Genomic DNA, 21,738 nt, shown 5'->3' on the forward strand with positions numbered 1-21,738 from the left:
TTTAAACAGAACAGTGCGACAAATTCCACCATGGAACAAGCTTCCGTTACAAGTAAAAATCGGTGAAAAAAATATTTATCTTTTTTGTGCACGAATGCGATTTTTTTTTGAATGTATAGGGATAAACGAAAGGGCTATTGGTAGTTGAGGTTTTTATGGCAGGCATTATCGCAAACGCACAAGCTGGTTTATTTAATTCGTCATATCAGGGCGCTTTGGGGGGATACACCGGGTTGGGACAAAGCAATGAAGGTGTTTTTGCTAATGTCGCAACAGGTAATCTGATCCTGCAAAGGCAAGATGACGTTTTAAAAGGACTCGGTGTGGATGCTTCTCTGCTACGAACCTACAACAGCTCCGGTATTTTTGATGGCGATAATGCAGATGGCTGGCGCTTAGGTTTTATGCGCAATCTGGTATTCACAGGTCCGGTCAATACTCAGGGCAGCCGTATCAACCGTATTCATGCCGACGGCGCCATTCAGTCCTATATTTACAATGCTGCTTCAAACAGCTACATCAGCACGGATGGCTCTGGCGCGCATGATTCGATCCACTACAACAGCACTGAGCAGACCTACCTTTATAAAGATGGTGATACGCTTTCCACAGAACAATACGATGTAAATGGTCGTCTGCAGAATATCCTGGATGAAAATGGTAAAGGTATTTATCTCACCTATGACGCAGCGGGTAAAATTGATACTGCATTGGTGGATGGTGCATTAAACCAGCAAGTAATAGACTTTCAGTATGAAAATGATCTGCTTATTGCTTATCAGGTCATGGAAAATGGCGTCTCAACTAAAGCTGTCACCTATGGTTACGATGCGAACGACCGTCTGGAGACTGTCACTATTGATCTTACTCCGACTGATTTAACTGATAATGTTCTGCAGGCTGGGCAAAGTCGCGATGGCAAACTCTTTGTTACCCGTTACGCTTACGACAGTAATGACCGTATCAGCAAAATTTATAATAACGATCAGCAAGTTCAGGCATTTGAATATTATGCTGATGGGCGTTTGAAAAGTATTACAGCTGCAAATAATCAAAAAACAAGCTTCACTTATACCTCGACTAATGAAACCAGAGTGAGGGTGGGCGACAGCACCAATATTTACCGCTTTAATGCTCAGGACCAGCTGTTGTCGCACCATATTTTGGAAGCTGATGGCAACGAGTCTTTAGTTGTGTCGTATCAGTATGAGCAAAAAGATCAGAATGCTGATGGTGTGGCAGATGGCAATATTCTCAGTATGACAGATGGAGAGGGACGTCTGGTTGAGTACAGATATGATGCGCAGGGCAACAGAATTCGTGAACGGGATTCTGCCGGCAACACCTTAGTTCATGAATACAATAGCCAGAATCAGTTAATTCGTAGTCATCAATTTAAATCTCAACCACTGGTATCGCTTGACAGTGTCACAGTTCCATCTGCAGCGCAAAGTACCCAGTATGTTTATGATGCCAGCGGTCGCCGATTACGTTTTCAGGTGAGCCCGGAAGGACGAGTGACAGAGTTTGTCTACAATGCTTTTGGTCAGATAGAACAAGAACGGCATTATCTGACCAGCTATGACCAGTCGCAAGGTTTAAGTTTGGCTCAATTGGACAGCTGGGAAAGCGACTACCAGCTAATTCGCTACAGTTATGATTTTCGTGGGCAATTGGCCAGCCAAACCCGTTTTAGTGGTGTCAATGGTGGGGGCGTTGCCAGCACAACTGAGTATGTGTATGACCAAAGAGGTCGTTTATTAAAGCAAGTGACCCCTGAAGGCGTTGCCACGACGCAAAATACAAACGACTTTGTCAGTCATTATGTGTATGACACCTTGGGCCGTTTAATTCAATCTACAGATGCCGAAGGTCAGGTTACTCATATTGCGTATCAGGAAAGCCAGCAGCGTATTCTGACTACTGCTGCGAATGGTTTAATTACGACCAGAGTCGTAGATTTCGCCGGACGCACAGTCAGCATGACTCAAGGCAAGGTGTTAGGTCAATCTCAGGATTTCGATGCCTTTGGCAGTCAATCCTTTTTCTATAACGATGAAGGGCAACTGGTTGTGAGTGTCGATCAACTCCAACAGCCAACTTATTATTTTTATAATGAAAAAGGTCAGTTGGCCTATCAGGTTGATGTTCAGAACAGAGTCACAGGTTTTGAGTACGATCAAGCCGGTAACTTAATCAAAACAACTCGTTTTGCATCACTAAATGGTCAAAATCTGGGGACTCAGGCCAAAGATAACAACGGAAATCTGACTGTCACAGGACTCATAAGTACAGAACAATTTGCTGCAAATCAGATTGTTGATACTCAGGATCGGGTAAGCAGAAGTTTTTATGATGATGCCAATCGTAAGGCATTTGATCAGGATGCCGAAGGTTTTGTTATCGCTTATCACTATGATGACTTTGGCCGCTTACTGACGAGCAAAGCTTATGACAAAGCGAATGTCATTTCTGTTTCAGGTTCTAAGGCAAGTCTGTTAGCCACTGCTGGCTCCTATCGTCTTAGTCGTAATATTTATGATAAAGATGGGTTGTTATTAGGAACTCTGGATGCTGGCGGTTACCTGATTGAATATCGTTATGACGGCGCAGGCAATCAAATTGCCCGGATCAGTTATGCCGATAAAGTGCCCGTCAGCAGTGGTGCCCGTGAAACAGCTGACTTAGCTGCATTACGACCCGTCACTACCACTAATGGAAATAACCGGACTCATTACTGGTTTTACAACGGTCAGGGCCAGTTAACAGGAGAATTGTCAGCTGACAATCAAGTCACAGGTTATCAGTATGATCGTAATGGCAATGTGCAATCTGTTACGCAGTACCACGATTTGGTGACGAACTACAGTGGTGGAAAATTAAGTTTTCCGACAGGAAACAGCACGAAAAACCAGACCACTATTCATACTTATGACGAACTTAACAGATTAGAAAGCACAACCTCTGCCAATGGCTTGCAGACCAGATTCAGCTACGATAGCGCAGGTAATCTGGTTTTACAGCAAAGTCAGGCGGCGGATGAAAGTGGACAAATCAGAACTCAACGCTGGAAATACGATGAGCGGGGTTTATTGATTGCCGAGCTTGATGCTGAACTGGTTAGTCAACTGGATAGCGAGGAAGCCATTCAGGCCGCTTTTGCTACACAAGGGCGCAGATATACTTATGATGCATTAGGACGCCGTATTTCAGCCACTGATGCAGAAGATCAGACCAGCTATTTTTACTACAACCAAACAGGTCAGTTAGAAGCTGTGGTGAACCATTTCGGCAATGTGGTTCGTTATGAATACAATCACTTTGGCGAGCAGATCCGCTCCCATATCTATCGCACGGGCATTCCTGTCAATGTACTTAGTAATAAGGCACTGACAGGAGGGCAGTACAGCGATATCTCATCCTGGTTAGTAGCGCAGGTCGCTGATCCACAGACAACAGATACGATTTACAACCGCAGAGGACTGGTAGGTAGTCAAATCTCTGCGGGGATAGAAACCCGCTACCAATACAACGCCTTTGCTGAGCTTATTAAAAAAACCACAGCTGCAAGCAGTGGCGCCACACAGCAAAATGTTACTAGTTATTTGTATGATGAGCGCGGCTTGTTGGATACGACAGTCTTCGATTCTGCAGGTTTATATAACGCTGACGGTAGCCTGGTCAGCAACTACCTCTCTGCACTGGAACAAATGATCCATGTGGAAGTTGAATATGATGCCTTTAAGCGCTTGATTAAAGAAATTGATGCGGCAGGCAATGTGACCGAATACTCCTACGGTCAGAATGAACAAGGCCGAAAGATCCTAACCGTCAGCACAGGTTATCATCAGAGCGAAACCAATGCGGTAAAACAAAGCAAAGTGACTGTGTATGACGCCTTTGATCGTACCTTGAGCGTTGTTAATGAACTGGGTTACAAAACGCAGTTCCAATACGACGCTCAAACCAGAACTCACAGCAGAACGTCAGCTCAGGGTTTAACGCTCACCACTGTATACAATGCCTTTGGCGAAATTCAAAGCTCCACTTTGGGCAATAACACCAGCCGATATGAATATGATCACAATGGTCAGCTATTAAAAACCTTTGTTGGAAATGACCTGGTATCGAGAAATCAGTACGATGCGAATGGCCGGTTAGAGCTGACGGTGGATGGCGAGTTACGCACCATTGAATACCTGCAGCAACGCCGCACTGATGGCAAGGCGGGAACAGAAAATATAACAATTCAACATGTGACGGATGCCCTTGGTCAACAACAAGTGCTGAAAACAGCTGTCATTCAGGACAGTGCTGGTTTTACCCTGACTGAAACCAATGCTTCGGGACAAAGTATTTCGTATCTTTATGACACAAATGGCCGGTTAGTCAGTGAAATCACAGCTAAAGGTACTGCTGACGAACATACAACCAGATACAGCTATGATGCGGCAGGAAATCAAATCTCCGTGACACAGGGATACGGTACTGCTCAGGCCACGGTCACTTCTTATCTCTATGACAATTTAGGTCGTTTAACTCAACAGACCAAAGGGACTGGTGCTCAACAGCAAATCACCAGTTATCAATATGATGGTAACGGCAATGTGCTGAGGCAGGAACAAGGATCTGCTGCTCAGGGGACTTTGCAGGCGACCAGTTATGTCTATGATGCGAATCAACAACTGGTGTTTATATTAGCGCCGGATGGTGCTCTCACCCGATACCACTATGATCGTGCCGGGCAGCGAATTGCTACCAGTCAATACACTCAGGAATTTACCGGTGACATCCGAAATAAAACAGCGGTAGACAACTTTATTCAGAGTACTCAGGCGCTAACCAACTATGTTATCTACGATAAAGACGGCCGTGTCAGCCATCAAGTGAATGCCGATGGTGGAGTGACCCAGCTGGTTTATAACAACGAGAATAAAGTCAAAGAACGAATCAGCTTTGCAAAGCGCGCAACAATAGTAAATGACACTTTATTAACGGCCTTGATTTCAGGACAAGCAGGCACTGCAATCAGTACTCTGAAACTTCAGTCTTCTACTGACGACTCCCGGCTTGCAACACTGTATGACGCCAATGGCAGAGTGGTATTTACGCTGCAACGACAGGCTGGTAACAAGGCCATTGTGCAGGAAAACCGATACGACAAAAGTGGCCAATTGACTGAAACTGTTGCTTATGCCAGTGGCGAACTGAATTACAGCGCAAGTTATGATCTGGATAGTTTGCAGACTTTGCTTGTTGATCATCTGATGAGCAATGACAGCAAAAATCAGACAACCAGATTTTTCTATGATGAAGCAGCACGTTTGAGATTTACTCTGCACGAGGATGGCAGTGTAAACGAGCTGAATTATACAGGTACTCAGCTTAGCAGAGAAACACAGCATGGATTCCTGACATTAAACGGAGCTCCAACCTATGACAGGTTAGTGGCTGCGTCTGTCAAAAATCTGGACGCACGGCATAAAAAGATGCAATTTGACAGTGCGGGCCGTATGACAGAGTTGACTGATGCTGCAGGCAACAAAGAGTACTGGAGCTACTACGACAATGGTTTAAAGGCAACCTATACAGACAAAAAAGGCAATGTCTGGAATTACAAATATGACAATGCTGGTCGGCTGACTGAAGAAATTGGACCTAAAGTGACCAGTTATACTTATGGCACTGACGGGCAATTGCAAGCGACCTCGCTGCACAACGTCACGAAATTTATTTATAACAATCTTGGTTATGTCACAGAACAGCAAACAGGTCAAAAAACCAGCCCAACAGCTACAAACTGGAATGCTGGATATGTCAGCAGCTCTTTTAGTTATGACAATGCCGGACGGCAGACCCTTGTCATAGCCCCAGCTGACACCACAACAAAAACCTTGCTTAGTGAAGTCAGCTACAACGCGCTTGGGCAAGCGTATTATCAGAAAGTGATCAGCGATGCAGCTGTGGTTGTCGAAGAACAATATAAGTTATATGACAATCTGGGCCGGTTAGCTTATGAGGTTGATGCTGAAGGTTATGTTACAGGGTATGAGTACAATGCTTTAGGGCAATTGATTGCCACCACCAGATATGAAAAAAAGCTGAATCTTACCGGCGATCAACAACTTTCTGCTGAAGGTTTTAAAGAGCAATATGGATTAACTGCAGGCCGGACTATTCAATATCAATACGACCAGTCAGGGCGTAAAACCAAAGTCATAGAACCTTTGGTTAGTTACTATGATGCTGTGAGTCCTACCCAAAGAAAAACCGCATCCCCTGTCACTGAATACGTCTACAACAGCTTTGGAGATGTGGTCGAAACACGCCGTTATACATCAACTCAAAGCTATCAATCCAGTTTCAGCTATTACGACGAGATGGGTCGTAAAACTCTTGAGGTGAATGCGGAAGGTTACATCAATAAATGGGTGTACAACCAGTATGGTGAAGTTGAAAGCTATATAGAGTATGCCAAAGCTATTAATACAGTGGGGCTCAGCATCGATATGCCTCCCGCTGCAGCTCAGGCTGCTGGCCAAACTGGGGACAGAGTCTGGAGCTATGAATACGATGAGCTCGGAAGACAAATCAAGCAAACTCAGCTGGGTTATAAAGTCTTTCAGTTGAACGGTCAGAATCTGACGAGTGCATCCAATGCTGTAGTGCGTCGCACTGAATACGACGCGCTGGGCAATATAGTGAAAATAACGGCCCCTGATGGTAGTGCGCTGGTTCAGGAATATGATGCGTTATCACGACTGATTTCCTCTATAGAACAGCAACGAGTGACAGTAGTTGCTGCTGAATTACTGGGCTCGTCAGGCTTGCAGAATCAAACCAATGCAGCGGCTGGGCAGTTGTCGCAATACAAAGTAACCCGATTTAAGTACGACCACAGAGGAAACCAGGTTGAGGTAAGGCAACTTAAAAATGGTCTGGATCAGAGTGCGGCAACTGGCTTGCAATTTACTGAAAGTTCTCAGGATCTGGTTCTCCGATCCAGATATGATTTACGGGGCAATCTGCTCCAGTCCACCGATGCCGCAGGTATTGCTACTCGTTATGAAGTCGACCACCGTGGTCGCATTCTGATTGAGCGCACGGCTTATACTGATGGGACACTACGTGATGCAGTGACCAGCTACAGCTACGACAAATTGGGGAATCAAACCGCTGCTCGTATCTACCGTGATGGCTACGATACGGAAAAAGCACAGCAGACTACCTGGGTTCAATCCACTTTTGCAATTTACAATGCCTATGGTGAACTGACTCACAGAGGTAATCAGAGTTTTTCCAATCACTCCTTGTACCAGGAACGGTTTTATTACGACAGCAATGGACGGTTGTTTGACACCACTGAAGGTAACGGTGTCCGCAAAGAGTATCGTTACGACTTGCTTGGTAATCTGGTGTATATCAATGATTTGGCATCAGGTGTCACCTTGTTTGAATACAACAAACTGGGACAGGCTGTAGGTAAACGTACACCAGCACTGAACCAACCGGTCAATTTGGATGGAACCAGTGTTCAGCAGGAGGTGGTGCAACAAGTTGAGACCATAAACTACGATCGCTGGAATAATATACTGAGTCATACCAAAGCCAATACAGCAACAGGAGCTTCAGTTACAACCAGCTATGAGTACGACCATGAAAATCGCCTGGTGAAAGAAACTCAACCTGCAGTTAAAGTGGTAACAGCTGCTGGTGTGCAAAGCAGTTATCAGCGTCCTGTATTTGAAAACTTCTACGATACAATGGGACGACTGATCGCCTCAAAAGATGCCAATGGACATTTCCGTTTTAACTACTTTGATACGGCTGGTCAGTTGATCCGCACTACAGATCCGTCCGGAGTAGCCACTCATTATGGTTATGACGTATTTGGACGCCAGATTGCGGAGCAATTAGGCAGCAGCGCTTCGGATCGTTACATTAGTTACAGAGAGCTGGACGCTAATGGCAGGGTACTGAGTGTCAATGATTTTAGTCAGAACAGTAGTGGTATAGTAGAGCGTCGTACCATCAGTCGCCATGTATACAATGAATTAGGTTATGAAACTCAGCGTTTTGATGCCCTGAACAATAAATACCAATTTTGGTATGACCAAACGGGTAATCTGGTGCGTTCTGTCACACCTGATGGCGTCATTAAAAGTTATGCCTGGGATGCGATGGGCCGCAAAACGGCGGAGTTCTATGGTGAATTGGGGGATGTTGATCAGCAAACCTGGCGCTACCACAACTACTTTAACAGGCTCATTGCTCACAAAGATCTGGGTGGGCAGAAATGGACGTACGCCTACGTTGGTGAATCAGGTGGTGTGTTCCGGGGGTTACAGGCTGAAACCCGGGTAAATGGTGTTTTATACCGCCAGTATGATTACTACAATAATGGCCAATTAGCCTCAGTGCGTAATGATGGTTCAGTCACAGTAAATGGACGCGCAGTGTCCCCCTATGTAAGTTACAGGTACGATGAACTGGGTCGAATCATTGAAGAGCGTAATGTCAGTCTGGATTCGTTAAACCATCTGATTGATGAAACAACCTACACTACCTACGACAGTCTGGATCGTATCAGCACTGTAACTGTCTATGACAACTTGTCACTGCAAACCAAAGTGCAGTTCAGATACGGTTATGATGCGGTTGGTAACAGAACCAAAGTCGATGTACTCAACGCCTATACAGGTAATATTTCACTGGATCTCAATCAGGGCCCTGAAGCTGTTCAGAGCAGCGTTGGTGTTGTATTACAGCCGCTCAAAGTAACCAGAGTCAGGTATGCCATCAGTGAGTTATTTAGTGATCCGAATCAGAGAGATCGCCTGATTTTACAGCTGCTGCAACATGGCAACCCGCAGTTGCCTGAGTGGATCAGTTACAGCTCAGATGGCGTGTATCTTGAACTGGCATTTGATACACCAGCAGTTCTGACCGCACAGGATATACAAAACCTTGATTTATCCATCAAGGCGACAGACTTTAATCCTGACGATCCGCAGGACAAAACCAGAGGTTTGAGCGCCGAACTTGCTTTAAATATCACTGTTGCCAGCAACCAGCAAGTGATCAAACCTGTGGATCTAAGTGGTCTTGAAGGCGATTTGTATCTGGGGCAACCTTTTAGTATTCGTTTTGATCCTAATAGCTATTTTAAAGATCCAGACGGGGATGAGCTGCATTTCCTGTTAGAAGCTTATGGTGAACCGGACTGGCTAGATGAGTTTATTGAATACGGTATAGACGCGAATAATATGGCCTATATCCGGACAAAGCCGGGTCAGGTACTGCCTCAAAACGTCACTATTTCAGATTTACAATTCCGTTTGCTGGCTACCGACAGTATTTATGATCCTGTTGAACTGATCTTCAATTATCAGGTACATAATCTGTATTTTGATTACCCTCAACAAGGACTGCAACTAGTTGAAGGCAAAACAAACAGCATCAAACTTTTTGGTGATGGTTATAACAGCAACAACGACGATAACTATTTTTCCTTTAGAGATCTGAGTATTGCAGATCTGCGTGTCAACACAGATTTAAGCACTTTACCTTTGGTATTTAACGCTCAGACAGGAGAGATCCGTCTGGTGCCTGAGCTGCTCAAACCGGGACAACGGATACCGAGTCCTGTTACTTTGGAAGTCGAAGCTAGAGTCAATGGCCAGATTGTCAAGGGGACAGTGGATCTGTATCTGCACCTTACGCCACAACCACCTGTGTATTTACCACTGACAGTAGAAGCCAGAACTGAACTGAAAGGCTTGAGTATCCCAGCTTTTACTGATGCCAGTGGTAGTATTGTGAATTATCAGGTTTCAGGTTTGCCGCAAGGGGTTGAATACGAATTTGATGCAAAACTTAACCGCCTGGTGCTCAGTGGTATGGCATCTCATACCAACAATGGCCAAGCTTACAATGTAATAGTACGTGCTATTGATCAGTCAGGACAAACAACTTCCGCTGCTTTTTCCCTGACAGTGGCTATGGACAAGGTGCGGCTTGATTCCGGTATTGGGGCCAAAGTTGCGCCTTTATTTAACGTGCAAAATAAAGATATTGCACAGGTTCGGATTATTGACGGCAGTCAGCCTGAGCTGAACTGGATGCGGGTCTATAAAGACGCAAAAGGTGAGTGGCTACTTGATGTCAGTGCTGCGTACAGAGGTGAATTAAGGCAAGGTAAGGTTCAAATCCTTGTGACTACCGCCAGTGGGGTCACTTACACGGATGCCGTCGAGATTAGTCTGAACTTTAAGCCGTCAGATAACACTGCGGCTTATGTACTGGTAGAAGCAGCCGATGGTGTGAATGATCCTGTGGCTGAGGGGGCGGATGCCTACAACTATTTCAGTCATACTTTTACGTTCGATGATTTAGATCGTGGCGATACGTTGCATTTCTCTTATTCCACCTCTGAATCAGGCAAGGATCAACTTACTTTAGCTGAACTGCGTCGTTTATTCCCTTGGCTGGAAATTACGGAAGATAAAGCGTCAGGTCAGGTGACGATCCGAAATATCAGCAATATCCCCCAGTCTGCTATTCGTAAAGAAATTCCCTACGGCATTACAGTGAAAGCCAGAGATAAAACCAGTGCTTATGGTGAAGGGAAAATTGATATTCAGGTGGATCCTGAATTTAAATGGGACACTATTCCATCCGACAAGATACTGAAACAAAATCAAAGTTTTGACGTCGGCCAATACATATATAAGGCCGATGGCTATGATTTGCTGGATAATAATAACCAATACAATGTGTATTACCTGAATAACGGCAGTTGGGTTCGGTTGTCCAATCAGGGTGATCATCCGGTATTGCTGAATTACACCACAGGTATTCTGACGGTCAATCCTGCTTATCAGGGCCCGATTGAAGAGCTGAAGCTTGCAGTTCGGGCACACAGAACCGATATTGAGGCTGGAGAAGATAACAGAGATGGAGATGATCGTACTCCTATTTCCAATCACTTCATTCTGGCCATAGATTATGCGCCACAGCTGGTGCAATCACCTTCGTATCAGGTGCTGGAAGCCACTAAAAATATCCCGGACACCTATATCTACTTTAAAGATCGCAATGATGATACACCGGGTAATCTGAATAATGTGATCACGGACCACAACAGCGGCAGTCAGAGCTTTGAATTCAGAATTAATGGTGTCCTGAGTTATAAAGGCGCTCCAAACTGGCCTTCCTGGTTAGACTATCAGGTGGTGAATGCCGCAAATGGTGTGACCCAGCTTAAGCTGATTGCCAATCAGGCCGTGCCATTAAGTGAAGTCAATAAAGTCTATGACATTGAAGCTCGACTGGTCAGCAATACGATGAGCAGTAGCTACGGTTCAGCCAAACTGGAATTTGAACTGCCTTATGAGTGGCAAAACCTGCCGGCCAGCCTGGGCACCATCAAAGCCGGGGAAAGTATTGATCTGGCTCCTTATTTATACAGAGATGATGCAGATAACTTTAAGCTATCAGGTATTCAGTACCTGAGTAATGGGACCTGGGTCAATGCTCCTACCTCGATGCTGAGTATCAATAGTGAAGGGCGATTAATTGTTCATAACTATGGTGGTTTAGTCGAACAAATCCGTTTTATGCCAACGGCCAGTTGGGTCAAAGGCAAACAAACTTCAGATTCGAATCAATGGGTGATGTTGAGCATCGATTATCCTATGTCGAGCACCCGTTCGGAAGGCGTGCTGACCTGGACCGCAGGTGCAGGTCTGGCAAACAGCATCAAATCTGTGATTACAGCCATAGATCAAAATGATGACACGCCAGCTCATTTAGTAAATTCTGTGCCGCAGAATATTACTCATGAAGTGGATTTAGGTGGACTGCGTTCCGGTGCCGTTGTACTGAAATACAACAATAACACTGTTGAGATCAGTGCCAGTGGTGATATCAGAGCCGCCGACGTAGGTAGTTATACCATCAGAATCGTCAGCCGCTCCGGAGATGCGGTTCAGGTGAATCAGGTGTTGGTCACTATTCTTGCGCCTGCACCACAAGGGGACCAGGTGCTAAAAGTGGGTCAGACGCTGTCCGGCTTTAGCCTGAATATTCCTAAAGATCAGGCTGGTGATGCGTATACCCACGAGGTGATCGGTTTACCAGCATGGGCCAGTTACAGCCTCGACAGAGCCAATGGTAAAGTTAGCTTTTCCAGCTCTAAGGTTCTGACCGAAGCGGATGTTGGCATTTTTAGTATTTATGTACGCTCTACTAATAGTACAACCTCGGTCTCGTCGACAAGCTATACCTTAAGTATCTACAACCCCTATTCAGGTACGCCACCTCAAGTGGTGAAAGTGAATACCACGCCACTTTTTATCGGTATTAAAGATCTTGTGGTAGAGCAAGGCGCTGTGCTTCCTGAAGTGACTTTTGTATTTAAAGACAACTTGCTGGATGGAGAAACGCTCAGTGCTATCAATATAAGTTCCTTACCTGCCTGGCTAAATGCTCGTTTAGGCAGTAATAGCGCGGGCGAAAAAACGCTGACTTTGGGTGGTGTAGTTATTAATGCGGCACCTGACACTTATGATTTTGTGATCTCGGGATCTGATTTGCTGAATGGCGCAGCCAATCAGGTACAAAGGGCGTTTAAAGTCACTGTCACAGAGCCGCCAATAGACTTTGCTCCTGAAGTAGTGGATGCGGGGAAAACTCTGCCTTCAATTAAAGCTGGAGAAAGTTTCCCGGCTGCAGCTATTTCTTTCAGAGATCAGGCGCAAAGAGAAACTCCGCACATCAGCTACAGGGTAGAACCTTCAGCAGCTGCAGCCTGGATAGTTGCGACACCAACCAGTAGTACAGTCAATGGGTACAATTACAGAGGTTATGTATTCAGTGGCACATCACCAACGAGTTTTATTGGTAATGTCACTATTGTGGTGGAGTTTAATGATGGTAAAAACCCTGTTATTTCTGAAACACTGAGCATTAACGTTCGTGACCCTAACCTGAGGGATAAACCTGATCAATCCTATAGCCTGACGTTGCCATCTAATTCTTCTGCCGGCCAAAGCTTGTCGTTAGATGCCTTATTAAAAGACTTAGGCACAGTGGTTGAGCATAAGATCGTTGGGCAGCCGGGTTTTGTCAGCATCAACTCAGCACATCAGATCAGTGTGAATCCAAGGGGAGATGCTGATGTCGGAGTTTATGAGTTTTATATTGATGGTAAAGATCAGCAAGGTTTAACGCAGCGGGTCAATATCATACTGATTATTGACCGCCCTGTAATTGCAAGTCAGGGGACTATTAGTAAGACGATAGAAGAAGGAGAATCTATTGGAAATATGGTTCTGGAGTTTTCCGATAAGTTGTTACCTGACGAAAGCATTAACCTGAGTTACAACATTAATAATCTGCCACATGGTGTGATCGCCAATAAAACTACCACTGTTAGTAACGGAATTACCTATGTCCGGTTGACGTTCAGCGGCACGCCAACAGATGGTGCAGGTCAGTGGTCTATTCCTGTGGTGGCCACAGACAGCAATGGCCGGACCGCATCTTCTACTTTTAACCTGACGGTAGAACAAGCGATCCCTGATGCAAATCATGTAGTGCCTGCGGGAACAGATACTACTTTTTCTATTAGCGGATACTTTGGCGGAGGTATTTCTGTCGCAGCACCGCATCTCTTCATAAAATCTATTACTGGGCCGGGAGCTCCTGGGTTTCGTCTTTACTACGATGTTTCAAAAGAAGACGAGAGGCATCCCAATAATGCCTGGATGTGGACTATAGATAATGTCCGATTGGAAATGGATTCTGAAATTACAGATGCAGGTTTTTATACCATCAAGCTGGGTAATAATCTAAGAAGCTCGTTCAATGATACCATCACCATTTACCTGTCCCCTGTAGCTGGTCGCTCCTTTATGGTTTCCAGTATGTCGTCCTCATCGGGGAATACGATAGGGTACAGTCTGCAAACCGAAGAGAACCCGGACTATGGACTGACTCTGCTGGAAGGACAGCAAAGCAGTATTGAGCTGGCCAATCTGACTGATGGTAATACGGTATCTGTCAGCGGGTTACCTGATGGCATGTCGTATGATGTAAAAACAGGTACCTTATCGGGCAGCCCGGTGAAAGGAAGTCAGGGGGACTACCAACTGACGGTCAGCTCTGTTGGAGCTGATAACACAATACAACAGCAGATAGTCACACTTAGCGTCGGTGCAGTGACCGAACTTCCTGTTTATCAGCAACAGGATTTAGTGGTGCTGGAAAATACAACACTGCAAATCCCACTCAATCCGATCGACGCTGTGAACCCGCAGCATCTGACCTATCAGTTTGAAGGATTGCCACCAGGTTTAGTGTTTGACCCGGCCAGTCAGTCTTTTATCGGTAAACCAGCAGCGGGAAGCCGGGGCCACTACCAGGTGAATGTCAGTGTGACTGATCTCTGGGGTAATCGCAGCCAAAGCCAGTTCCTGATGGAAGTGAAACCTAACCTGGCTCCTATTGCACCTCAGATCCCGGATGCAACAGCAAAAGTGGATAAATACCTGATCCTACCTCTGCCGCATTTTCAGGATGATGTAGGCGACAGTGTCAGCTATCAGTTATATGGCTTACCTCAAGGGCTGGTCTATGACGCCTTTAGCCACAGTATTATTGGTATACCAGAGGTTGCCATTGAAGGACGTCATTTAATCCATGTGGTGGGTAAAGACAAAGCGGGGAATCAGACGGCCACCTATTTTAGTCTGGATATTCAGGGCAACACCGCACCAGAAGCTCCGGCTGAACTGACTCAGGTTGATGCCACACAAGGCAAACACTTTAGCTATGTACTGCCCGCTTTTGCTGATGCAGAAGGCGACTACCTGAGCTACAGCCTGTCAGCTCTGGATGCAGATGGCAATAAAGTCAGCTTGCCTTCTGGCCTGTATTTTGAAGCTAAATCCCGCACTTTATGGGGCACACCAGCCTTCCCATTGCAAGGTGATATAAAGCTTGTTTATCAGGCCACAGATCCAAAAGGTCAGGTCAGTCAGGTTGAATTTGTGTTGCATGTCGCTGATGCAGAACAGGTTCCTGAGGTGGAACTGGGCGATTTTGAAGCCCATTACAACACCTTCTTCTATCTGCTGGCGCCGGAGCTGCATCAATTAGTGCAACAAGGGGCGCAATTCCGGGTGGACAATCTGCCACCAGGTTTGATGTTCTCCAGCAGCACAGCTGAAATTTATGGCAAACCGGAAAAGCAGGCTGTAGGGGAGCATCATGTCAGTATTCTGATCACCACTAAAGAGGGTCAGCAAACCTGGTACAACCTGACGATTGATGTGGAACGGGACCGCACCATGGCGGTGCCGGAGGTGCCGGTTCAGTATCTGGTGGAAGGGCAATGGTCCAGCTTTAAATTGCCAGCTGTGCAAAGCAATTACAGCGATGCTCATGTGCATTATTCCGTGATAGAAAAACCAAAGTGGCTGAGCTTTAACAGCAAAACTCTGACCTTTTCAGGTCGGCCACCTATGGGACTGTATGGCGAAACGACGGTTAAAGTGAAAGCAACAGATCATGCAGGCAATCTGGAGTATATCCGCGTCAGTCTGGTGACTATGCCTTACAACACAGCTCCTGTCGCCCATGGTATAGGTGAACAGCATGCGCAAACCGACAGTCCGATACGGATTAATGTGGCTGAAGGCTTCAGCGATCCGGAAGGCGATCGTCTGACCTACAGCGCTCAACTGGTGATTGAGACAGCCTGGGGAGACCGCAGGCTACTGGCTTTACCTGCAGGACTTAGTTTTGACAGTGCAACAGGCATTCTGAGCGGCCAGTTGTCTGAGCCCGGCCGTTATCGGATCCAGATAACAGCCAAAGATGATTACATGCCCGTCAGTCAGGATTTCGTCCTGACAGTGAATCAGCCACCGCAAGCTGCCGGGCAAACTGATGTCACAGTCAATGCCGACAGCAGGTTAAATCTGCCGTTAAATCCTTTTATCGATCATGAAGATAAAGGCAATTTACGCTATGAAATTACAGGCCTGCCGCCTGGTATCAGTTTTTACCCTGGCAGTTTTAATATTCAGGGCTATTTACCGTCAGACAGTGTTGGCGACTATTTAGTGACGTTAACCGCTATTGATACTCAGGGCGCACGCAGCAGCACCAGCTTCCGTATTAGCGTGACTGAAAATCAGGCACCACAAGTGCCGCAGGTCGATATTATTGATCTGGTAGCCGGTGATACACTGGCACAATCTGTCGCTTTTCAGGATGCTGAAAATGACGAATTACAGGTCAGTATCAGTGGCTTGCCACAATGGGCCTGGTTTGATAGCTCCAGCCAGATGATATACGGCAATGTACCTATGTCTGAACAAGGACAGTTCCCGGTATGGTTGACGGCTGTGGATAATCAGGGACGCCAGACGGTACACCGCATAGTGCTGAATGTTGACAACCAATTGAACGCTACCCGCCTGAAAGTGGCAATAGACCAGAACTTCAGTTACCAGTTGGGCACTTTACCTGAAGGGGTAAACAGTGCCGATGTCGCCTCGATCAGTGTGAATAATTTGCCTGTAGGTTTCAGTTATAACCCGGATACCCAACGTATTGAGGGGCGTGCCACAGCCGATCAGGTGGGCAGCTATATGGCAGATGTCAGCATAGTGCTGAGTAACGGCGTGAAATACAGCCAACTGTTACGGTTGGTGGTTGATCATCAGGACAATCAAACAGATTGGACAGAGGTCGATCAGCCTGGTGCAGGCCAGTTATTGGATCTGGTGCCACAACTGTTACCAGTGCAAGCCAAAGAACATGAGTTTTTACATGTATTGATCCCTGGAATCGCCAATCAGGTCGACCCGACCAGTGGTGAACAGGTGAAATTCCAGCTTAGTGGTTTACCGGATGGCTTGTATTTTGACGCACAACGCGGTGCCCTGATGGGCACGCCGGATGGCCAGAGTGCCGGCAGTTATCAACTGACCCTGAGTGCAACAAATCAGTGGGGGAAAACAGTGCAACATCAGTTTGTGCTGGTGATTGAAAACAATCTGGCACCTTTGGCCCCAGCGGTTGAAGCTCAACTGGTGGAAGAAGGTGAACCTCTGTATCTGCAATTGCCGGTATTCACCGATCCGGATGGCGATAAGGTGCAGTACAGTCTGACGGGGTTACCTGCTGGCTTAATGTTTGATGTGAACAGCAGAACAGTATACGGCAGCCCAATGGCAGGCGCTGGTGCTGGTGTGTATGCCGATGGCGGTGCTCAGATTTACAGTCTGAGCTATACAGCCACGGATCAGCATGGCAACAGCAACACTATCAGTTTTAACCTGACAGTAACTCCCAAACAAAGCCCTTTACCAGCGGCTGACATCTACACCTTTGAATATGTGCAGGGTGAGCATCTGGTGATCCGCGATCCACAGCTGCAACAGCTGTTGCAACAAGCACTGGCAGACGCTGCAGCACAAGGTAATACCAGCCTGCCAGCCCCGGACGAGCTGCAACTACGGCTGGATGGTTTACCGGAAGGCTTTAAGTTTGCTTATGACGAAGAAAACCAGCAATGGGAGATCCGTGGTAAGGGCAAAGGCAATACGGACAACGCAGGCTTCTTTACACTGGATCTGGTGGCATACAAAGACCGCTCCGAAAAAGAAGCCTTGCTGGATATGCTCAGTGATCTGAAACAGCAGGCCATTGATAGCAATGCAGAACTGGATGGACTGGCGGGATGGTTCTTTGAGGATCAGGCGGCGTTTTTTGACTACCTGCTCGGCCTGGCCGGGGGTATTAAAGATGTGCCTGGTCATAACGGCCATGGGGATAATGATTCTGGCAATGGAAATGGCAATAACGGCAACGGTAAAGGAAATGGCAAGGATAAAGAGGACGACTGGGATATCTGGGATGGTTTGTCTGGTCATGATAAACATGATGCCGACAAAGTGTTGGGGTATATCCGCAGTTTCCTGTGGCCACTGGTGTCGTCTCAGTATGGCGAGCTGGATACTTTATTAGCAAGTTATAACAAAGACTTCAGTGCTGCTTTGGATTCGCTGACTTTATATATTCAGCCAAATCAGGCGCCTGTTGCTCCAGAATTACCACAAGTCTGGTTTAAAGCTGGTCAGTTGAATCAGTATTTGTTACCTGAGTTTACCGATCCGGATCTGATCGATCAGGGGGCTGATCTACGCTACAAAATCAATGCAAAACCCGATTGGGTTCATTTTGATGAAGATGGACGTACGCTGTATGCATTGCCGCCATTGGATGCCAAAGGTGACCATCTGATCGAGCTGGAAGTGACAGACCGCCATGGCAATGTCACTTATGCTGAATTTAAACTGACCGTCAGCAACAATAGTCAGGGCCCACACAGCAGCAACACAGAAGCTGTGTTACTGACTGCAGGTGAGCAGTTGTCATTGGATATGGCTGCTTATTTTGCCATTGCGGCCAGCGATACCACCAATCCGTGGCAACAGTGGCTGGACCAATTGAATAATGAGTCAGAATCAGGTTGGGGAGACTGGAACGACTGGAGTGACTGGTTTGAGCATGGCTGGCGTGATAACGACCACTGGCATAACACTGGCTGGAGTTCAGGCCCGGGCAATGGCAAAGGTCCATTGGCCGACTTGTTTGACCGTCTGTTTAATAAAGACAGAGATCATGACGAAGACTATGTTGACTTAGGTGATGAGCTACCTGAATGGGCCGACGTACGTTATGCCGATCTGTTGGCAGGCATGGGCTATCAGGACAACAGTAATCAAATCAGGCACTACAAAGCTGTGTTGATAGGGACGGACGAGCTGGGCAATGAATTTGAAATGCCATTGCCCAATGGGGTCAGTATTGATGCACAAAGCGGAGTATTGCAGGGGCTTTTCAGCCAGCCTGGTCAGTACCGTATAGCGGTAGATGCCACGGATCAGTGGGGACGCAGCGCCAGAAGCATAGTGTCAGTTTCAGTGAATGACGCACCACGCAGCCCGGGTTATGGCACACAAAGCCTGGTCAGTGATGTGCACAGTGTGATTGTGCTGCCGAAATTTTCTGATCACGAAGATGGTTTTGCGCAACATAGCTTAAGTTATCAGGTTCAAGGTTTACCGTCTGGCCTGAGTTTTGATGCCAGCCATATGCTGATCAGTGGCACTGTACCTTTTGGAGCTGAAGGCCAATACACTATTACGGTGATAGCCACAGACAGAGCCGGAGCACAAAGCCGTGACCACTTTACTTTGGATGTGAAGCGGAATCAGGGACCAGTAGCTCCGGCATTGGCTCCGGTTTTGGATCTGGTAGACGGCGAAGCCTGGCAGAAGTCTGTGGTATTTTATGATGCTGAAGGCGATACACTGCAGTATCAGATCACAGGTTTACCTGAATGGGCTCGTTTTGATGCCGAAACTCAGTCACTGCGGGCTCAGCCGCCTGAAGGCACGAACGGACTATGGAATATCCATATTCTGGTGACCGATGCGCAGGGACGACAAGCGTCAGTAGAAACCACTTTACGGGTGCAAGGGGTGCAGTCGGAAAACGTGGCGCGCATTCAATTGCCGGTGAACCAGTTTAATTATGGCCAGAGTTATTACCTGAATGCTGCAGCTTTATTGCCAGCCTGGGGCCATTTTATTCATTTTGAAACGCAAGTCATGGACAACAACGGCCAGTACCAGCAGTTGGCTAACCATAGCGCAGCGAACTGGTTAAACAGTGTGGATGGTGTGTTAAGTGGCACACCACAACTGGACGATATTCCGGCCGTTCCTCTGCAAATCAAAGTGATAGCAGACGATGGCTTGGGGAACAAAGCCATTATTGAACTGACGCTGGATATTCAGGGGCCAGTGGCTGTGCCGCAGAAACCACTGGAGACAGTCAGCGGTGAAACCCATGTGATCCAACTGAGTAAAATGTTCCGGGGTATAGAAGCGGGCTCTTACGAATACAGCCTGGTGCCGGTGGATGCTGAAGGCAAAGAGTTAGCCGGATGGCCTGGCGGCATCATACCGGAAGTGGTGAGCTTTGATGCGCAAACAGGGCGGCTGGAGCTGGCGCTGGGGGCGTTGCAAAGTGGCGACTTTAAGGTGCAAGCTACAGCGGTAGCGGCAGAGCAGGTTGTTGCGCCAGTGATGCGATTTGCCCGTTCTTTTGCTCCTATGAGTGCCAGTGCAACAGCGGCCAGCACGCCAGTGCGGGTAGGCAACTGGGTGACAGTCACAGTAGGGCCCAGAGCCAGTGAAGAGCATTACAGCTACCAGTACGATGAAGCAGGCCGGGTGGTTCTGGAGCAAATGGACGGCGTGAATGCTCAGGGCAAACCACGGCGTGAAGAGACGGCTTATGTGTACGACAACCTGGGGCGTCAGCAGTATGAGATAGAGCTGAGGGATGATGGGTTTGGCGATAATTTTACCGACCAGGCGCTGAAGTACAGTTACAACAGAGACGGTACTTTGCAAGGGGTAGAGCAAAGTTACAGCAGTGACCATAAGGCCTTTAACAATCTGATAGAAAGCCGTTTTAACCTGAGCAATGGCTTTAACAGCAGCGGCCTGAACTGGTCGACGTTAAGTGGATACAGCTATAACGCGGCAGGCCAGGTGACAGAGCAGCGCCAGTACTTTGATGTGCGGGACAGCCAGACGTTAAAAAGTGGAGTGAAAGGTGCCCATCTGGTAGACACGCTACAGGGTGTACAGAGTTTCAGCTACAGGGGAGACGGCCAGACGAGCTTCAGTTCAGCCTGGAGCCGTGAAGCGGATGAGGTGTATGGTTACCGGCTGGAGGGCAGCGGTTATCAGGATACGTTAAGTTCTGCTCAGATGCGCACGAGCACGTATTTTGATGGCAGCAGCAGTTACCGGTACGACTCTGATAAAGGGTTGCTGAGTAGTCAGACCAATATCAGTGGCACGGGCGATGACAGGGTGGTGCAGAGCTACACTTACAGTTATATAGGCTTTGACAGTTACCAGCAAAGCATGGTGAAGAGCCATGTGAGTCAGGAGCATTACAAGGATGGGTATGCGTACTACAGGTACGATATGGAAGGCAACCAGATAGCGCAGCTGAGCCAGAAGACAGACAGTGCGGGCAAGGCGGATGGGTACGCAGCTGTGTACTACCAGTACGACTTAAATGGCGTGCTGCGGGGCAAACGCACAGGCGAGCAAAGTACGGTGGCGTATCAGGCAGAGCAGCCGCTGACGCGGGAGCAGTTGCTGGAGAAGCGCCGGCAGCTGGAGTTTGATGAGACGGGAGAATTTCGAAGAACGGAGCAGGGCGAACAACGGGCGCCGGACTTTAAACACTCTGGAGGCAGCAGCGCAGCGCACTACAGCTATGGTGGTGGTGGCACCTATCTGGGTGAGTTTAAAGAAGACGGCAGTATTAATATCCGGGATACCCACTTTAAGCCGCTGGACAGTGAGACGGTGGCCCAAAGCCGCAGCTACACGACCCAGGGTGGCGAGACGTTACAGAACCTGGCGCAGATGTTTTTGGGCGACAAGGATTTCTGGTACCTGATAGCCGCGCTGAACGGTTTGGACTCGCCGGATGAGGCCTTACCTCAGGGTAAGGTACTGCATATCCCGGCGCAGGGCACGGCGAGTAACAGCAGTGATGCGTTTAACCCGATAAACCTCAATGAAGTGCTGGAGAACTACCTGCCGGAGGCGGCTTTTGTGCCACCGG

General features: G+C 47.3%; 1 protein-coding gene. It reads left to right on the forward strand.

The window, feature by feature from the left end; translation table 11 throughout:
* Positions 1-155: 155 nt before the first annotated feature.
* A partial coding sequence (locus LSG34_RS11955; protein WP_233009327.1) for a putative Ig domain-containing protein occupies positions 156-21,738 on the forward strand: 21,583 nt, incomplete at its 3' end.

This window comes from Rheinheimera faecalis (genome assembly GCF_021290965.1).
Classification (GTDB): domain Bacteria; phylum Pseudomonadota; class Gammaproteobacteria; order Enterobacterales; family Alteromonadaceae; genus Pararheinheimera; species Pararheinheimera faecalis.